We start from the raw sequence: 17,127 nt of genomic DNA on the forward strand, positions 1-17,127 counted from the left end.
ACATATACGCGTAGAGATTTACTATACCCTTTACTCATCTAACTGTACAGAGGGAGTCTGTAGAATCTACAATGTAGGCAAAAAAAAACGGTAAGAGGTTTTTATACCCTTACCGTTCACCATCGTCTAATGAAGCTAGTTCCTATCGAGAAACAAGTTTCATCAACTGTTGACGCCAGCCATGAGCTGTACGAACACGGCTTTTAGAACCACATCTTCTTTTAGCTGAAGAAGAACATACACGCTTGCAAGAAGCTGTATGTCTATGATGTTTGTGGCATGACATAGCAGGCTTTGCTACTGTCTTTCTAGCAGCTGTCTTACGAACTGTAGTTTTTCTAACTGCAGGCTTCTTAGCTACAGTCTTACGAGCTGTTGTAGTTTTTCTAACTGTTTTGCGAGCTGTAGTCTTAGCAGCTGTCTTACGAACAGTTTTTCTAACTGCAGGCTTTCTAGTAGCTGCTTTTTTAGCTACAGTCTTACGAGCCGTAGTTTTTCTAACTGTCTTACGAACAGTAGCTTTTTTAGCAGCTGTCTTACGAACTGCTTTCTTAGCAGCAGGCTTTCTAGTGGCAGTCTTCTTAGCTACAGTCTTACGAGCCGTAGTTTTTCTAACTGTTTTGCGAGCTGTAGTTTTCTTAGCAGCTGTCTTACGAACTGTCTTTCTAGCAGCAGGCTTTCTAGTAGCAGCTTTTCTAGCAGGTTTACGAACAGCTTTAGTAGCTGTTTTCTTGCTGCTACGTTTTTTTTGTACTCCTAACATTTTCATTTCCCCTAATTAGACAGGTAATTACTTACCTCATCTATCGGCAGGAAATTGAAAAAACTTTAATAAAACGCGTATTTATTTTTAATAATTTAAAAACAAATACGCATTACTAAATCAAAAGAAGTTTAAAAACAATTACTTAGATAGAAATTTTTCTATGTAATAAATAAGACAACGAACACCGAAACCAGAAGCATATTTTGGATAGAAATCTTCGTCTTTCTCACGATATGCAGTACCTGCAATGTCTAAATGTGCCCAAGCTACTGATTGATCTTCAAGAAAACGTCTTAAGAAAAGTGCTGCCGTAATAGCTCCTGCACGGTTATTACCAATATTTTTCATATCAGCAATATCAGAATGCAAAGCTTTGTCATATTTTTCAACAAGAGGAAGTCTCCATAAAGCCTCACTAGTTTCTGCTGAAGCTTCTGAAAGATCCTGTGCTAATACATCATTATTAGAGAAGAAACCAGCTACATCCTCTCCTAAAGAGACAACCATGGCCCCTGTTAATGTAGCAAAATCAATAATTCTTGTAGGTTTACAGTGTTTTAAAGCATAAGTCATTGCATCTGCGAGTATTAAGCGCCCTTCAGCATCTGTACTACCAATCTCTACTGATAATCCTGACATACCTGTATAGACATCGCCCATCTTATAAGCAGCAGCATCTATAGCATTTTCTGTAGCAGGAATAATAGCAGTAACATTTACGGGAAGCTCTAAAGCAGCTATTCCTGAAAGAATACCTAATACTGTAGCAGCACCAGCCATATCCTCCTTCATGGTCAACATAGCTTTGCCTGGCTTAAGATCCAAGCCTCCAGAATCAAAAGTTACACCCTTTCCAATAAGTACGGTGTGATCTTTAGACTTTGGCTTACCTTGATAGCTTAAAACAATAAAACAAGGATCTACAGCAGATCCTTTAGCAACGGCAGCTAAAAGACCCATTTTTTCTTTAAGAATAGCATCCTTATTTAAAATCTTAGCATCAACGCTGGGAAACTCCTTAGCCAATCCCTTAGCAATATTTGCTAATTTTTGAGGCGTTACCTCATCGGCATTACCATTTACAAGATCTCGAGTCAGGTAAACACCTTCAAAAATATTTTCTTCTTTTCTAAAGATTCTATCGGCAATCTTAGGAACAATTCCCATTACATTGACTTTGATCAATAAGGGATCGTTCGATGATTCCTTAGTGTATTTAGGATAATTATAGTTTAAAGATAGGATCCCTGAAGTTAGATTTATAAGGAAATCCTCTATGGAAATACGTAATTCAGAAATTGTAGGGAGCACAACATTCACCGTTGTACATTTTGCCTTACGCAACACACGTGTTGCTTTAGCATAAGCTTCTAAAACTTCTTGAGAAGCTAACTCTTCATTCTTTCCTAATCCTAGGAGTACGAGACGTTTCTCTTTTCCCTGTCCAGAGCTATAAATAAGTTCGACTTCTCCGCTTTTTGCCGAAAAGTTGTCTAAGGCAACTTTATAAAGTGATTCATATTCTTTTCCAATTGAAGCTGCGCATTTAACTTTATCTTTAGACTTCCAAAAAGGAAGAATAATCGCGTCAGCTTTAACACGTTTACTACAAGACGCTTGAGAATGAAATAGAACCACAATTACCTCTTTATAAAAATCGTTATTTCGTTAGCCATTAAAAAGGCACATCTTCAGATACATATTGTTGACCTTGACCATAGCCAGCATACATATCTTTATCCGCTATGGCTTCAGCATCCAAACTTTCTCCCTCAAATCCTACAGATACATTATCATAAGAGGTTTGAGATGAGCTGTCTTCAGCCGATGGAGAACGAGATTCGCTTCTGCTAAAAGGACTAAATTTAATTGTATCAACACTAATCACCAAAGAAGATTGGGGAGTTCCGTCCTTACTCATATAACTTTCTACAGAGATATCTCCTGCGATAATTACCCCCGATCCTTTTTTCAAATAAGGGAGCATTTTATCATAACGGTTATGCCAGATATTACATTTGCACCACACAGTTTCATCTTTGGTTCCTACGCGAGATTTTACGCCTAGACGCAATACAACTACGCGTTTACCTTTCGAGGTCATTCTTTCTTCAGGATCTGCTCCTAAATAACCGACAAAATAACCAAACATCATAAAATCACCTATTTCCTTTAGAGCTAACGCTTCTCTGCTTATAGCGAGCGTCGTATTGCCATTTTAATATTACGAAAATCTGACACACCTACAAGGCTTAAGCCTAAAGGTTTTAAAATCTGACTTCTGTTAAGCGGCCTTAATTAATCTCAAAGATACAACAAAAGACACTCATACGCATACCATGAACTTATCGAGAAAATCACGTTATTTGTAATTTTATCCATAAATTTGAACTACCCACAGTTTATTTGAAAAGCATTCTGTACTATTTGCGAGAACATTCACATACCAAATACTTTTTAAATATCTAGTTAGATATGGCCTATGGCCTAAGCTTCAATATCAGAGTCTTGGTCAACTTATCTTAAAAGCTAATATCACGAGACAATGTGTTATACATCTGCCAAGTAATATCGTCAATATGAGTCATTAGGAAAATAAGAAAAAAGAAACCTTAGAGGATACTTAAAACAGAAAAACATCCCATCTATGATTTAAACTATAGAATTAACTTATCAAAGAAAACTCTAGAAAATCTCAGCGCGCTTTCTGTTTAAAAATCAAACCATCATATTTAAGAACAAGGAGCGTCTTTGCCATATAGAAAAAGACCCGTGACGCACCCTGGATTAAGTTATGCACGAATGCCCGTAGGAGGAGGTTGTATTCCACCACCAGGACCACCAGACTGAGGCATTTGAGGCATAGTATCTACAGAAGGTTCCCTGCCAGCGCAAATATCAGAACAAACAGTTCGCCATTTTACCACAGTTTCAATAAATAATTGAGCAAAGGCCTTTAAAAGATTTGTTTCGGCGTATTTCATGTCTAAAACACAGTGCATCAAAATGAGCTGTTCTTTAGTAGCAACTCCAACGCCGCCTCCAGCCATTTGTCCACCAAGCATAGATCCTTCTAAAAGCTTTTCATATAAAGCTAATTTTCTTTGAGTATTATCTGGCAAACCATCTAACAAGGGAGCGTAGACATACAAACGATCAGAATGCTCTTCGTAAGTGAGGTGAAGGGAAAATTCGCCATCAACAAACAAAATGCACGTATTGTTCTGATCAAAAGCTACATCAGGAAGCTTTAGTTCTCTAGCAAAATTTTTTAGATTTTCCTCAGCATTTTGCCTGGACATGAGGGAATCTCCTTGTGATAATTATTATTTCTTTAAGTTAACATATTGTAGATTTGTTAGTAAACGATTTCAAAGACTTAAAATCAAAAACTTTCTTGTTTTTCTCAACCCATTGTGCTATCGAATTGACAATGGGCAAAATTAGTTTTTATCCAGGCTCTCCACTACCTTTGGGAGCAACTCAGCTTTCTTCTAACCGTTATCGTTTCGCGTTATTTTCTTCACAAGCCACTCAAGTAGTTCTTGCTCTTGCTGATAAAAATTTCCATATCCAAGAAATAGTTTTATCATATGAGAAAAACCGCACGGGAGCTATCTGGCATATAGAAGTGGAGGGAATTTCTGATCAGTGGTCTTATGCTTTTCGCATAGATGGTCCTACAAACGCAACAGCTAAGTTTGATTTTAAAAAATACCTTTCTGATCCTTATGCAAAAAATCTCCGTTCTCCACAAACTTTCGGTTCTATAAAAACTTCTGGAGACTATGCCTTTAGTTATTTAAAAAATGAAGAGTTTTCTTGGGAAGGAGATCGCTGTCTCAATTTACCCAAAGAAGAATCAATCATTTATGAAATGCATGTCCGCTCTTTTACTTGGAATAATTCTTCTCAAGTACGCTATCCAGGAACTTTTCTAGGTATTATCGAAAAGATAGATTATCTAAAAAAACTTGGGGTCAACGCTATTGAACTTCTCCCTATTTTTGAATTCGATGAAACTTACCACCCTTTTCGAACTGCTAACACACCTTATCTTTGCAATTACTGGGGATATTCTTCTGTAAACTTTTTCTCGCCTTGTCGACGCTATGCTTATGGTTCAGATCCCTGTGCACCAATCAGAGAATTTAAAACTCTAGTGAAAGCTTTACATAAAGCAAATATTGAAGTGATTCTCGATGTTGTTTTTAATCATACAGGATTAGAAAACACAATTTGCCCTTTGCCTTGGATAGACCTGTCTTCATATTATATGGTCAATTCTCAAGGAGAATTCGCAAACTATTCAGGATGCGGGAACACAGTGAACACCAACCATACACCCACAACGCAATGGATTTTGGATTCCCTACGTTATTGGGTTCAGGAGATGCATGTAGATGGGTTTCGTTTCGATCTTGCTTCTGTATTCTCACGTGATCCTTTAGGTAATCCTCTTCCTTTTTCGCCAATCTTACATGCCATCAGTTATGATCCTGTACTTTCAGAAACAAAAATTATTGCCGAACCTTGGGATGCCGCTGGTTTGTATCAAGTAGGTTACTTCCCTACCTTAAACTCACGCTGGAGCGAATGGAATGGGCAATATCGCGACACCATAAAATCCTTTTTAAATGGAGATCAACATCTTATTGGGACTTTTGCCTCAAGGATTTCTGGATCTCAAGATCTCTATCCAAAAGGTTCTCCCTGCAACTCGATTAATTATATTTGTAGTCACGATGGATTTACTTTGCGTGATACGGTTTCCTACAATAACAAACATAATGAAGGAAATGGTGAGGATAATCGCGATGGAAGCAATGCAAACTATAGCTATAATTTTGGAGAAGAAGGAGAAACCACAAATCCGAAAATTCTTACTTTACGCCAACGCCAGATGCGTAATTTCCTATTAACCTTATTCCTTTCTCAAGGGATTCCTATGCTACAGTCAGGAGATGAGTATGGGCATACGGCACAAGGAAATAATAATCGTTGGGCATTAGATACGGATGTTAATCATTTCCTTTGGGACGAGTTATCTAAAAATACTTCTCTTTTTGATTTTGTCTGTAGCGCCATTCGTTTCAGAAAACAACATAAGGAAATTTTCAATAAAGGATTCCTTACTCATGAAAATACTATCTGGCTTGATGTAAACGCGAATCCTATGGAACATTGGCATCCTAGTAATTTTTTAGCTTATGAGCTTAGAGATTCCAAGTATAGCCTATTCACAGCGTTCTATACAGGAGAAGAAAGGATAGAAATTAATCTACCAAAAACAAGAGAGAATTTTCTTCCTTATCAAAAAGTAGCAGATAGTTCAGGTTTTGGATCAGAAAACCTAGTAGAGAAAGTCTTTTTAGATTCTTATATGATGCTAGTTGCTATAAGCTATACAAGTCAGCCTAGCTAATTTCATTAGCCTCATCATTCCAAGATTCTATAACTACAAAATCAGCATCTTTATAGAATTTTTCAAGAATTTGACGTGCATTATAACCTTCTACCGCAAGACGATCAACATTAGCTTTAAGCAAGCCATCAGCATCAATAACTAATCCTTCAGGATTATCAACAATCAATCGTGATGTCCAATCTACAGCATCTTCAACACCATAGAATTGTCGCGTAGCTCCATAACCAGAGTAATTATCTTCGGATCTCGTGACATGCCAGAAGTTTTGAGGATTTTTAGCAAGAAGCCTTTCATATAAAGCGGTTCTTTCTAAAATCACACATGCTGATAAAGCTTCTTTATCTAATTCTCTAAGATATTTTGTGGAAAGAATCGATTTAAGATACTCTTCAACAGTTAGCTCATTAGTCACAACAATACAATGTTTATCTGTCTTATGAATATAAAGAGCTCCCTTATATTGTAGACCGTTTACAAATAGTGATGCAGAATCATCCACAGGTTCGATCTTTAAACATTGAACTCCAGGGAAATTTTCTCCCCATCGAACACCTCCGTAAAGAGCGTGAGCAGCACAACGCAAACCTTGAGGTGAATGTTGCAATAACGTGCTGTCACCATAAAGGCGATAAGGACCTTTAGCTTCTATTAGAGCCGTGGTACTCTCATTCAAAAGAAGAACGCGAATTTTAGGTTCGGAAACAATAGGTTGAACCATAAAAGTATCAGAAACCTTAACTTCTGTATACCCGGCTACGCCCATACTGAAGGCAAGTCCTAAAAGGATGTACTTCAATATCTTCACTTTTCTTCTCCTAAACTCTGCAAGTTATCTGAACACCTTTTCAAATGATTATAAGCAATTTGGGTAACCATTCTTCCTCGAGATGTTTTCTTTAATAGACCTTTTAAAATCAAGAAGGGCTCATACACATCTTCTAGGGTTTTGATGTCTTCTCCTACGGCGACCGATAAAGTTTTAATACCCACAGGGCCACCCTGATAATAGTCTATTATTGTGGTGAGGAGTTTAATATCAATCTCATTTAATCCCCAATCATCTATTAATAGCATAGCCAGAGCTTTTTCGGCTACGTCGCTATTAATACAATTACCCTCGCGCATTTGAGCAAAATCCCGAACCCAGCGCAAGAGATTATTGGCTAATCTAGGCGTTCCTCTAGATCTTCGGGCAATCTCGTATAATGCTGAAGAATCAGCATCAATTCCTAATAAATTAGAAGATCGTTTAAGAATTGTTGTCAAATCTTCATCGGAGTAATATGACATACGTCCGGTAAAAGAGAAACGAGCGCGCAAGGGCTCACTTAACATTCCAGAACGTGTCGTTGCTCCTACTAAACTAAAAGGAGCAAGATCCACAGAAACAGATCGCGCACCAGGGCCTGAGTCAATAGTAATGTCAATCTTATAATCTTCCATTGCAGAATATAAATATTCCTCGGCAACTTTTCCCATACGATGAATTTCATCAATAAAGAACACATCACCTTCTTGTAAACTTGTCAATAATCCCAATAAATCAGATGGTTTAACAAGTTGAGGTCCTGAAGCAACGACTAACCCTTTACCTACGGTATGAGCAACGATATGAGCAAGTGATGTTTTACCCAATCCCGGAGGACCGAAAAAAAGACAGTGACCGGGAACTTCTCCCCGTTGGACAGCAGCATGAAGGAACAATTCCAAACGTTCTGTAAGTTGCTTCTGACCACAAAATTCCCTTAATCCCTTGGGGCGTAAAGAAATATCGAACTTTTTATCTTGATGTAAGACAGATACCTGATGTGTCATATGTTACCGCATTTCCCTTAGTCTCACAAAGGATAGGAATTTCTGTCTTCTAAGAAATTTGCATGAGCTATATTATTTGCTCTTCTTCTCAAGAAATCTTAGAGAAAAAATTAAGATCTCTGTTTTCCGAAGTTTCCATCGCATAGCACATCTGCAAAAATATCGTTATACATAGGCTAATTCTATAACGTCAACACAAGTCATTAGAAAAATATAGAGAAGAATATCTTAAAAAAATGAGAACAAACTAATTAAGATAGCTCTCTCGCATAAAAAGAGAAACTTAGGAGTGCATACCCATAGCTAAGAATGATTAAAAAAAATCTTAAGAAAAAATAAGATTTGCCTTTTTCCTACGCTATTATCTAACATCGCCGTAGAATCACATCGAATACAACGTGCTTCTCTTCTTAGAGAGACAGTGTATTCTATTTCAAAAGTTAAAAGACCTTTGAATTTTTTAGGTATTTGCATATACCGACAAAAGATGTATTCTATTGTCGTATGGAAAACTGTATCCCTGGCATTACCAAGATTACAGTTTCTATGAAATCAAAATACTATGAAAACGTTCTATAGAATCTAACTACTAAGGTTTCTAAATGAGCATTAAAGAAGATAAATGGATCCGCAAAATGGCACTGGCTCACGGAATGATCGAGCCTTTTGCAGATGGCCAAGTAAATACAGACGCAGAAACTGGAGAGAAATTAATCAGCTACGGTCTATCTAGCTATGGTTATGATCTTCGTTTGTCTAGAGAGTTTAAAGTATTCACTAACGTATATAATTCTCTTGTCGATCCAAAGCATTTTACAGAAGATACGTTTATCTCCATTACTGATGATGTTTGTATCATTCCTCCGAATTCATTTGCTCTTGCTCATAGTGTAGAGTATTTTCGTATTCCAAGAAACGTCTTAACAATGTGTATAGGAAAATCCACATATGCACGTTGTGGACTCATTGTTAATGTAACTCCTTTTGAACCTGAATGGGAAGGATACGTTACCATAGAAATTTCTAATACCACTCCCCTCCCAGCAAAAATTTATGCTAATGAGGGAATAGCACAAGTCTTGTTCTTTGAAGCAGACGAGATGTGTGAGATTTCTTACGCAGAAAGAAAAGGTAAGTATCAAAAACAGCAGGGAATTACTGTTCCTTTTGTTTAAAGTTAGAAGATGCAAAAAGTTCACTGGCAGAGGTGCCTTGAAGAAATTGTGGTTAACTCTTGGTGGTTAATCCTCTGCATGCTTATTAGCGGGTTTATGTATGACCGCGCTATTCGTGAACTGAAACAAGAGGAAATACGTTTACAGAAGCGTGTATCAGAACTTCAAGAGAAAATCCTTTATGCTGAAGAAGAGCAAAAACAACTTCGATTGCATATTCAATATTGGGATGATCCTGCAGTGATTGAATCTGCTTTAATTCGTAGACTAGGGTTAATTCCTAAGGGCTATACGAAAGTATGTTTCTCTCCGATTATAGAATCGAAAAGCATGGATTGAGACACAAGCATGATTTCTACTGTTCTGATTTTCCTAATCATATGTTTTACCCTGTGTTCTGGATTTATTTCATTATCACAGATAGCACTTTTCTCGCTTCCAACCTCTTTAATTTCTCATTACAAGCGTTCTAGGTATAAAAAGCAGCAGTTAGTAGCGTCTCTACTTTCTCATCCTCATCATCTACTCATTACTCTAATCTTTCTTGATATCGGATTAAATATTGGGATTCAAAACTGCGTAGCTATACTTGTTGGTGATAAAGCTTCGTGGTTACTTATTGTTGGTTTCCCTTTAGCTTTAACTCTGATCTTATGTGAAATTTTACCTAAGGCAGTAGCTCTTCCGTTTAACACACAAATAGCCGCTTTTGTTGCTCCTCTTATTTTAGTATTTACAAAGATACTTCGACCTTTACTCTACTGGGCAATTAGCGGTATTAACTATATTGTACAATGGATTCTTTCATCTCAAAAGATAGATATTATCCAACCTCGAGAATTGAAAGAGGTTTTACAAAGTTGCAAAGACTTTGGTGTTGTTAATCAGGATGAAAGTCGTCTGCTATATGGTTATCTATCTCTTAGTGATTGTAGTGTTAAAGAGCGTATGAAACCTCGTCAAGATGTTTTATTCTATGACATTCAAACACCCCTGGACAATCTCTATGATCTATTTTCTCAGCAACATTGCTCAAGAGTTCCTGTATGTAATGACAATTTACAAAATCTATTAGGAATCTGCACAGCTAAAGCTTTGCTACTTCATGGTAAACCCCTACAGTCATCTGAAGACCTATTACCTTTATTGAATAAGCCTTATTATATGCCTGAAACAATATCAGCAAAAACTGCCCTATGTCATCTTGCAGCTGAAGATGAAACTTTAGGTATGATCATTGATGAATATGGTTCAATCGAAGGATTAATTACTCAGGAGGATCTCTTTGAGATCGTTTCTGGAGAGATCATAGATCAACGAAGCGAAAAAGTTCTTTATACAATGTCTGGGAAAGATGTTATTATCGCAGCAGGTACTTTAGAATTGAGTGATCTCAGTGAGATTTTCAATATTAATCTCCCTACAAATAACAATAGTGCAACTTTAGGAGGATGGTTAACTGAACAGATGGAATCTATTCCGATTACGGGGACAAAACTTAATTGGAACAACCTTATGTTTCAAGTTTTGGATGCCGCTCCCAATCGCATACGCCGAGTATATATAAGGAAAATGCATGACTGATTCTCCTTTCTTTTGGCTTGGAGTCAATTTTGTATGTATTGTTCTTCAAGGATTCTATTCTATGATGGAAATGGCTTGTGTTTCCTTCAATCGTGTACGCCTGCAATACTATCTAACAAAAGATCATAAGAAAGCACGTTATATTAATTTTCTTATTCGTCGTCCTTATCGTTTATTCGGGACCGTGATGCTTGGAGTAAATATAGCTCTTCAAATTGGTTCTGAATCAGCTAGGAATTGTTATAAAGCTTTGGGATTTTCTCCAGATTACGCACCTTTCACTCAGATCTTTCTTGTCGTAATTTTTGCTGAGCTTTTCCCTTTGACGATATCACGTAAAATTCCAGAAAGGTTAGCACTTTGGGGTGCTCCTATACTGTATTATTCTCATTATCTATTTTATCCATTAATTCAGTTCATAGGGAGTCTTACAGAAGGAATTTACTATCTACTAAAGATAAAAAAAGAGAAGTTAAACTCAACACTAAGTCGTGATGAATTTCAAAAAGCTTTAGAGACACATCATGAAGAACAAGATTTTAATGTTATTGCCACAAACATTTTCTCTTTAAGTGCAACATCGGCAGAGCAGGTATGTCAACCCCTAGATCTAGTTACAATGTTGCCTTCTACAGCAAATGTTAAGGATTTATGTCGTAAGATAAAAAATACAGATATGGAGTTTATTCCTGTATACCATAAGGCACGTAAAAATGTGATAGGGATAGCATTGCCTAAAGATTTTGTGAATAAAAATCCTGATGACGCATTAATTCATAACCTCCATTCTCCATGGTTTATCACAGCAAAATCTAAATTAATACGTATCCTAAAAGAATTCAGAGATAACCGCTCTAGCGTAGCTGTTGTATTGAATTCTTCTGGAGAACCCATGGGTATTCTCAGTCTAAATGCAATTTTTAAAATCTTATTTAATACGTCAAATATTGCCCAATTAAAGCCTAAAACTGTCTCCTTAATAGAAAGAACGTTTCCTGGAAATACACCATTAAAAGATCTACAGAAAGAGTTGGGGATTGAGCTTACACGTTATGGAGTAGAAACTCTAGCACAGCTAGTTTTACAATTACTTGATACTCCTGCAGAAATTGGAACATCAGTAATCACCGATAATCTTCTTCTAGAAGTTAAAGAGGTATCACTATACGGAATCAAAAGTGTATCTATCAAAAATCTACTTTCATAACTTCACCAAGCATTTTTCAAACGAGTATTTACCCTTATAATTTTCTCTATAGCCAAATCAAGATCTTCTTGCGTTAGCAAATGAGAAAAAGAAAACCGTAGTGTAGCTAGAGATATGTTCTGATCCATTTTCATAGCAACTAAAGATTTGAAGGCTGTAGTTGCTCCAGAAGAACACGCCGATCCATAACCACAGGCCACACCTTCAATATCTAAAGCTATTTGCATTACCTCGCCTTCTAACGGAGGAAAAGCAACGGCAGAAACGTTATTGACACGAGGCTGATATTCACAATGAATTTTAATCTCAGGAATACGCTCTTTTAAGCATGCCTCGAAGTAATTGCGATACTGTAAGATTTTTGAAGTTATTTCTTCTTGTTTTTCAATAAGAATATTAAAAATATAACATAATGAAGCGATTCCCCAGAGGTTTTCCGTCCCAGAACGTATACCCCCTTGCTGACCACCACCCAAAAGTAAAGGAGGGACCTTCAATCCTGGAGCTATAAGAAGAGCGCCTATTCCTGATAAAGCATGAAACTTATGCCCACTAAAAGCAGCCATAGTGACACCTCTAGGAATGGTTACCTTTTCTCTAGCAATAATTGCTGTAGCATCCACAATAAATTGTAAATTATGCTTTCTAGCAATATCAGCAACTACTTCTATATCTATTTTCGCACCAATTTCGCTATTTACCCATCCCAATACGATTGCCGAGGTTGCTGGTGTAATAGCAGCCTCTATTTGTTCCGGACTAATTACGCAACTTCCAATCTGAGGATCTAAATACGAAACGATAAGATGGGCATTCTTTAAAGGCTCTATTATTGCAGGATGCTCGCAACTGCATGTAATCACATGGCTTCCCTTAGGAAGACTCGCAATAGCTAAATTTAAACTTTCCGTAGCGCTCGAAGTATAAATTACCTGTCCAGGAAAAGACAACGTCTTCTGAATTAACTCAGTCGTTTCATGAATTATCTGCCGAGATTTTTTCCCCGGACTATGTACACTTGAAGGATTGGCATAAATCCCCTCATGAAAAAGTTGTTGTAGAAAATGCAAAAGACCTGGCTCTAGAGAAGCCATGGCGTTGTTATCCAAGTAGATCATTATACAGTTCCCTAAATTGGCTATTACTGTATTCGGACTAACACCACGGTAACATTATCGGATCCCCCACGACTATTTGCTAGGGAAATCAAAATGTTTCCACTTTCTTCCAAAGTCATAGATTGAAGTAGGATATCCCGCATATCTGCGTCAGAAACCATGTTTGTTAAGCCGTCTGAGCAAAAAATAAACAAGTCTTCTTTTGCATAAGAAATATCCCGAATATCGGGGATTACATAGGGACGACTTCCTAAAACATTAGTCAGAATATGCCGATAAGGATACACCTTATCCGATTGTTTAGAAAGCCCATAACGATTTTTCAACTGATTTGCTAAAGAATGATCCTCTGTCAAACAAGAGAGCTTTTCACCGCGCAGACGGTAAATTCTACTATCTCCTACATGCAGCAGCCAAGCCTTTTCTCTAAGAAATTGCATAAAACTCAATGTAGTTCCCATACCCTGAAGACGTGATTCCATAAGACCATGCTCATAAATCAAACCATTAACTTCAGAAAGAATTACCCTCAATGTTTCTCTATACTGATCATCCTTAAACTCTGCTAGCTGGGATTGCCTGGCATCAATTAGTTCCATTAAGCTAAAAATAGCTTCATGAGAAGCTACATCGCCTCCTAAACATCCTCCCATACCATCTGCAATAGCAACAGCTCTTGAGGAAAGATTTACCTGCCAAAAATCTTCATTTCTAGAGCGGACCATTCCAATATCGCTTAGACCAAAATAATCAAAATCTACAGTATTTTGCATGGAAACTATAAAGTACTAAATACGGATAAAAAATTAGAGATTCTCTATGACTGATTAGTGCAATCAATAGAAAATTATAATTTAACATTCTCTCTGGGGTATACCAAAATAACAATATTTATAGAAATTTTTTATAGTTACATTTGCTTGTTTTTTTACAAATAAATTAATACTAATTGGCTAAAATAGAAAAAGTTGAGTTATAATTACCATCTTGCAGGAAATAGTTAGTTAAATTCGGGAATCTTTTAAAATGATCCCGATTAAAATAGAATCATCGCGCTGTTTAAAATTACAAATGTCAATACAACAAGCATCTTTAAAACCAGATACGCCTTTGTTTGATGTGGACCCATCTAGAACTTGTTCTCAATTCTTAAAAAAATATGAGAAAAGACTTGTAGGGTGTATTCTGGGCCTTGCCGGGATTTTAATTTTATCAGGAATTATCTTTGCTATAGTATTTCCACTAACAGCATCTATCGTAATCTTATCTCTAGCCTCCATTTTGATGGTTCTGTGTTGTCTTCTAGATTTGATAAATACACAATCCGATCCTACAGCCATACAACCAACCTCCTTTGTTTGTCGAGGATTCCCTCTAGAGGAAAGTAGTCCCGTTGATGAGGATTCACCCATACGCGCACCATTCACTATTCCTAAATACGATGATTTATTAACCACTTTGTGGACAGAGTCTCGATGGCACAATCTTCCCTATAAAATACGTCCTCTTCCAGATAGCATACAGCAGGTCGTATGGCGATTAAATAGCAATCCAGGAATTATCCTGATTTCCACTGTAGGTGATACTACAGAACCGAGAACCACCTCTGAGTGCACATTAATGATGGTAAATCCTACAGATCCGGAAATGAATAGAGAAGATCTATTTTGGGGACGCTATTCTTTTTATAGGACTGTAAGCGCTAGCTGCTGGGAGAGGGCAAAACAAACTTCAAACAATAATACTATATTAACTCCAGGTTCCTGCTCAAAAAAATGTATCTGGGAGACTACCGAGGGACTAAAAAACCCTCCGAACACTGGCCTACCCTTCTACTTCTCGCATGCCTATAATCCTCTAACACCAGAATATTACGATCCGAGAGTAGCTTTCTATGCATGTAAAGAAACCTATACAAAATGTTTTGAAGAAGCCATTTCCGGGGAAATTCCAGCAACCATGGTGCAAATCCCCTTATTATTCTCTGAAGCAAACCGAAAAGATCGCTATGATGATGAAGACCTATCTATAGATAACCCTCACCTAAAAGCCGCAAAAGCTGCTCTTGTCGTTGCCCTTCAAGAATTTTCAGAGAGAAATCCTAACATATTCTTAACAGTTGTTGTGGTGAGGGAACAAGGTATGCCTATAGAATCGCTTCTCTTCTCATCTAGAGAATTAAATTAAACTAAATACCCACAATTAAAAGACTTAAAAACCATTTTTTGCTAAAATAGTGTAGTTAATACTTTTAATTTTTGGTAAAAGCATGTCATTATCTTCAGCATCTTCAACATCCTCTTTAAATCCGGATGTAGTGGTAAAACCACAGAGTTTTATTACTCCCGAAGCTTATCATAGAGGACTAAGAAAGGCGAAAGTCCTTTCCACCATTACGATTGTGGCTATGGCGTTAATATCCGCTGCGGGTATAGCGGCCGCTGTTTTTACTGGGATTGCGGGTCTATGGGCCATACCTGTAGTTGCTCTCGTCCTTTCCGTAATTTTGGTTCTAGTAATTTATAGAGCACGACCCAAACTCTCTTTTGTGCCTTTTGGTGATGACTCTTTCTCCAGTCCTCCAGTACTAGGATTTGCTAATACTGAACCGGGTTTTTCCGAGGGATTAGGAGCTGAAATTCTTAAACAATAGTAAAATATTTACTATATGCTTTTAAGAACGTTAAGGAACCCAGATGAATGTCTGTGGTTCCTTTTTTATTTCCAAATTCTTTATAGATCTTTTATAGACCTAATACGAGATTCAATTAAGCTAGTCCCCAGAACATTATAAAACCGTTAGCAATAAGCGATTAATAAAGCGCGTTTCTTAAACTAGCGCATTGTTTCTCTAGAAAAAGAGATCAAATTAAACTAAATCTCACTAATTAAAAGACTTAAAATCATAATTTCCCCTAGAATGCCTGCAATCAACACTAATTTAGGTGAAAATTATGACATCTGTACCTTCATCACCAACTAAAGAATCTACATTTGACTTACCTACCGTACAAAAGACTGATTTAGAGAAGTTAGTTCTAGACACAGAGAAGAAAATAAAAAGATCTAACATCTTAGCTATCGTGGTTATAGTAGCCGCTGCCTTGCTATCTGCAATTGGCATTATCTGCGCCATTGTAACCGGAATTGGTGGACTTTGGGCCTTACCAGTAGGTGCGATACTCTCTGCTATAGTTTTATTAATGGCTATTTATCAACATTGCTCCTATTTGGAGTCTAAATTACAGGTTCCTGTATTACCAGGTCCTGAAGGGATAGATGTAGACAAAATGAAAAAAGATCTAGATCTAGATGGGGGACCGACACCACAGGACGGGTCAAAAACACCTGTAGATGAAGATAAAAAATCACCCACTGATGATAGCAAGAACGGTGTAGATAGTTCTAAAAAAACTGGTGATGGGGAAAACAACAATGTAGAAAATTCCTCAAAAACTGAAAACCCCGACAAACATAAAGAAGTAGAAAATTCTGAAAATACAGAGTCATCTATATCTAATGGAACTGAGGATTAGTTAATCCTAAAGATGCTGTCTAATTTTTTCTTTGTTTAGGAAAATTCTGCCCGTAAGTTTACGGGCATTTTTTATTATTCCCAGATTATCCCTGTAGATATCTAAAAAAGATCAAATTCACTCTAAATAAATATGTAAATAGACTTGGCATAAAAGTATTCTTACGCTTATGAACAGATAGAAAAAGACAATGTTAAGGATAAGTATAGTAATGAAATGGTTTCTTTCTATTCTTGTATTCTCATCCCCTGCGCTATTAATTCCTGGATGCACATTAATTCCTAAAGAATGGGATTGTCCTTGTTCGCATCATCAACAAGAATCTTCTCAAGTAAAATAACGAAAACCTATAGGAATGAATCTAGGGTTTTCTATGATTTCGGGGCTTGTTTTTATTTTTTTCTTTGTTATAACTTAACAGGAACAATAACTCAGTATCCCTATTCGTAGGAAAACACGAATTCCTTTGAAAGAATAGGGTGTTTTACAAAAGTAAAA

At 36.9% G+C, this 17,127-nt stretch carries 17 protein-coding genes; 9 read left to right on the forward strand and 8 right to left on the reverse strand.

What is annotated here, in order from left to right:
- Positions 1-142: 142 nt before the first annotated feature.
- The 4 genes from O1W70_RS00790 to O1W70_RS00805 all read right to left on the reverse strand — a co-directional run bounded on the left by O1W70_RS00790 (position 143) and on the right by O1W70_RS00805 (position 4,068).
- Positions 143-763, reverse strand: coding sequence for a histone H1-like repetitive region-containing protein (locus O1W70_RS00790; RefSeq protein WP_375797242.1), 621 nt, complete (start codon positions 761-763; stop codon positions 143-145).
- Between the two features lie 141 nt (positions 764-904).
- A complete protein-coding gene (locus tag O1W70_RS00795) occupies positions 905-2,404 on the reverse strand; it encodes a leucyl aminopeptidase (RefSeq protein ID WP_332381357.1) in 1,500 nt (499 codons plus the stop codon).
- Positions 2,405-2,441: 37 nt separating this feature from the next.
- Positions 2,442-2,921, reverse strand: a complete 480-nt coding sequence (locus tag O1W70_RS00800; RefSeq protein ID WP_332381356.1) for a single-stranded DNA-binding protein — start codon at positions 2,919-2,921, stop codon at positions 2,442-2,444.
- A gap of 637 nt (positions 2,922-3,558) precedes the next feature.
- A complete protein-coding gene (locus tag O1W70_RS00805; protein ID WP_332381355.1) occupies positions 3,559-4,068 on the reverse strand; it encodes a type III secretion chaperone Slc1 in 510 nt (169 codons plus the stop codon).
- Between the two features lie 131 nt (positions 4,069-4,199).
- Between O1W70_RS00805 and O1W70_RS00810 the strand changes: the two genes are divergently transcribed.
- The gene (locus O1W70_RS00810) at positions 4,200-6,191 is read left to right on the forward strand and encodes a glycogen-debranching protein (RefSeq protein WP_332381354.1); all 1,992 of its coding nucleotides are present in this window, start codon (positions 4,200-4,202) and stop codon (positions 6,189-6,191) included.
- Here the strand turns inward: O1W70_RS00810 and O1W70_RS00815 are convergent.
- A complete protein-coding gene (locus O1W70_RS00815) occupies positions 6,184-6,999 on the reverse strand; it encodes a SpoIID/LytB domain-containing protein (protein WP_332381353.1) in 816 nt (271 codons plus the stop codon). The two genes, O1W70_RS00810 and O1W70_RS00815, sit on opposite strands and share 8 nt — an antisense overlap.
- Complete coding sequence (ruvB, locus tag O1W70_RS00820; protein WP_332381352.1) at positions 6,996-8,009, reverse strand: Holliday junction branch migration DNA helicase RuvB; 1,014 nt, start codon at positions 8,007-8,009, stop codon at positions 6,996-6,998. Before ruvB ends, O1W70_RS00815 begins: the two co-directional genes overlap by 4 nt.
- Before the next feature lie 602 nt (positions 8,010-8,611).
- Here ruvB and dcd point away from each other — a divergent pair.
- From dcd to O1W70_RS00840, 4 genes are read left to right on the forward strand one after another with little or no spacing between them, the layout of a single operon-like run.
- Positions 8,612-9,184, forward strand: coding sequence for a dCTP deaminase (gene dcd, locus O1W70_RS00825; protein ID WP_332381351.1), 573 nt, complete (start codon positions 8,612-8,614; stop codon positions 9,182-9,184).
- Between the two features lie 9 nt (positions 9,185-9,193).
- Positions 9,194-9,523 (forward strand): hypothetical protein, encoded by a 330-nt coding sequence (locus O1W70_RS00830; protein ID WP_332381350.1) that lies wholly within the window; start codon positions 9,194-9,196, stop codon positions 9,521-9,523.
- A 9-nt stretch (positions 9,524-9,532) separates the two neighbouring features.
- Positions 9,533-10,768: a hemolysin family protein gene (locus O1W70_RS00835; protein WP_332381349.1), complete on the forward strand. Its 1,236-nt coding sequence runs from the start codon at positions 9,533-9,535 to the stop codon at positions 10,766-10,768.
- Positions 10,761-11,975, forward strand: a complete 1,215-nt coding sequence (locus tag O1W70_RS00840; RefSeq protein WP_332381347.1) for a hemolysin family protein — start codon at positions 10,761-10,763, stop codon at positions 11,973-11,975. Before O1W70_RS00835 ends, O1W70_RS00840 begins: the two co-directional genes overlap by 8 nt.
- Before the next feature lie 2 nt (positions 11,976-11,977).
- Here O1W70_RS00840 and O1W70_RS00845 read toward each other — a convergent pair whose 3' ends face one another.
- Positions 11,978-13,093, reverse strand: coding sequence for a cysteine desulfurase family protein (locus O1W70_RS00845; protein ID WP_332381346.1), 1,116 nt, complete (start codon positions 13,091-13,093; stop codon positions 11,978-11,980).
- A 23-nt stretch (positions 13,094-13,116) separates the two neighbouring features.
- Positions 13,117-13,866, reverse strand: coding sequence for a protein phosphatase 2C domain-containing protein (locus tag O1W70_RS00850; protein ID WP_332381344.1), 750 nt, complete (start codon positions 13,864-13,866; stop codon positions 13,117-13,119).
- A gap of 298 nt (positions 13,867-14,164) precedes the next feature.
- On the opposite strand from O1W70_RS00850, the gene O1W70_RS00855 reads away from it, so the two are divergent.
- The 4 genes from O1W70_RS00855 (at position 14,165) to O1W70_RS00870 (ending at position 16,969) form a co-directional block, all read left to right on the forward strand.
- Positions 14,165-15,280: a hypothetical protein gene (locus O1W70_RS00855; RefSeq protein ID WP_332381673.1), complete on the forward strand. Its 1,116-nt coding sequence runs from the start codon at positions 14,165-14,167 to the stop codon at positions 15,278-15,280.
- Between the two features lie 82 nt (positions 15,281-15,362).
- Positions 15,363-15,746 carry a hypothetical protein gene (locus O1W70_RS00860; RefSeq protein WP_332381343.1) on the forward strand — a complete coding sequence of 128 codons (384 nt, stop codon included), beginning with the start codon at positions 15,363-15,365 and terminating at the stop codon, positions 15,744-15,746.
- 301 nt (positions 15,747-16,047) lie between these two features.
- The gene (locus O1W70_RS00865) at positions 16,048-16,629 is read left to right on the forward strand and encodes a hypothetical protein (RefSeq protein ID WP_332381342.1); all 582 of its coding nucleotides are present in this window, start codon (positions 16,048-16,050) and stop codon (positions 16,627-16,629) included.
- Between the two features lie 211 nt (positions 16,630-16,840).
- Positions 16,841-16,969, forward strand: coding sequence for a hypothetical protein (locus O1W70_RS00870; protein WP_332381341.1), 129 nt, complete (start codon positions 16,841-16,843; stop codon positions 16,967-16,969).
- The last annotated feature ends 158 nt before the right edge of the window (positions 16,970-17,127 follow it).

This window comes from Chlamydia sp. 16-02 (assembly GCF_042235055.1).
In the GTDB taxonomy this organism is placed as follows: domain Bacteria; phylum Chlamydiota; class Chlamydiia; order Chlamydiales; family Chlamydiaceae; genus Chlamydia.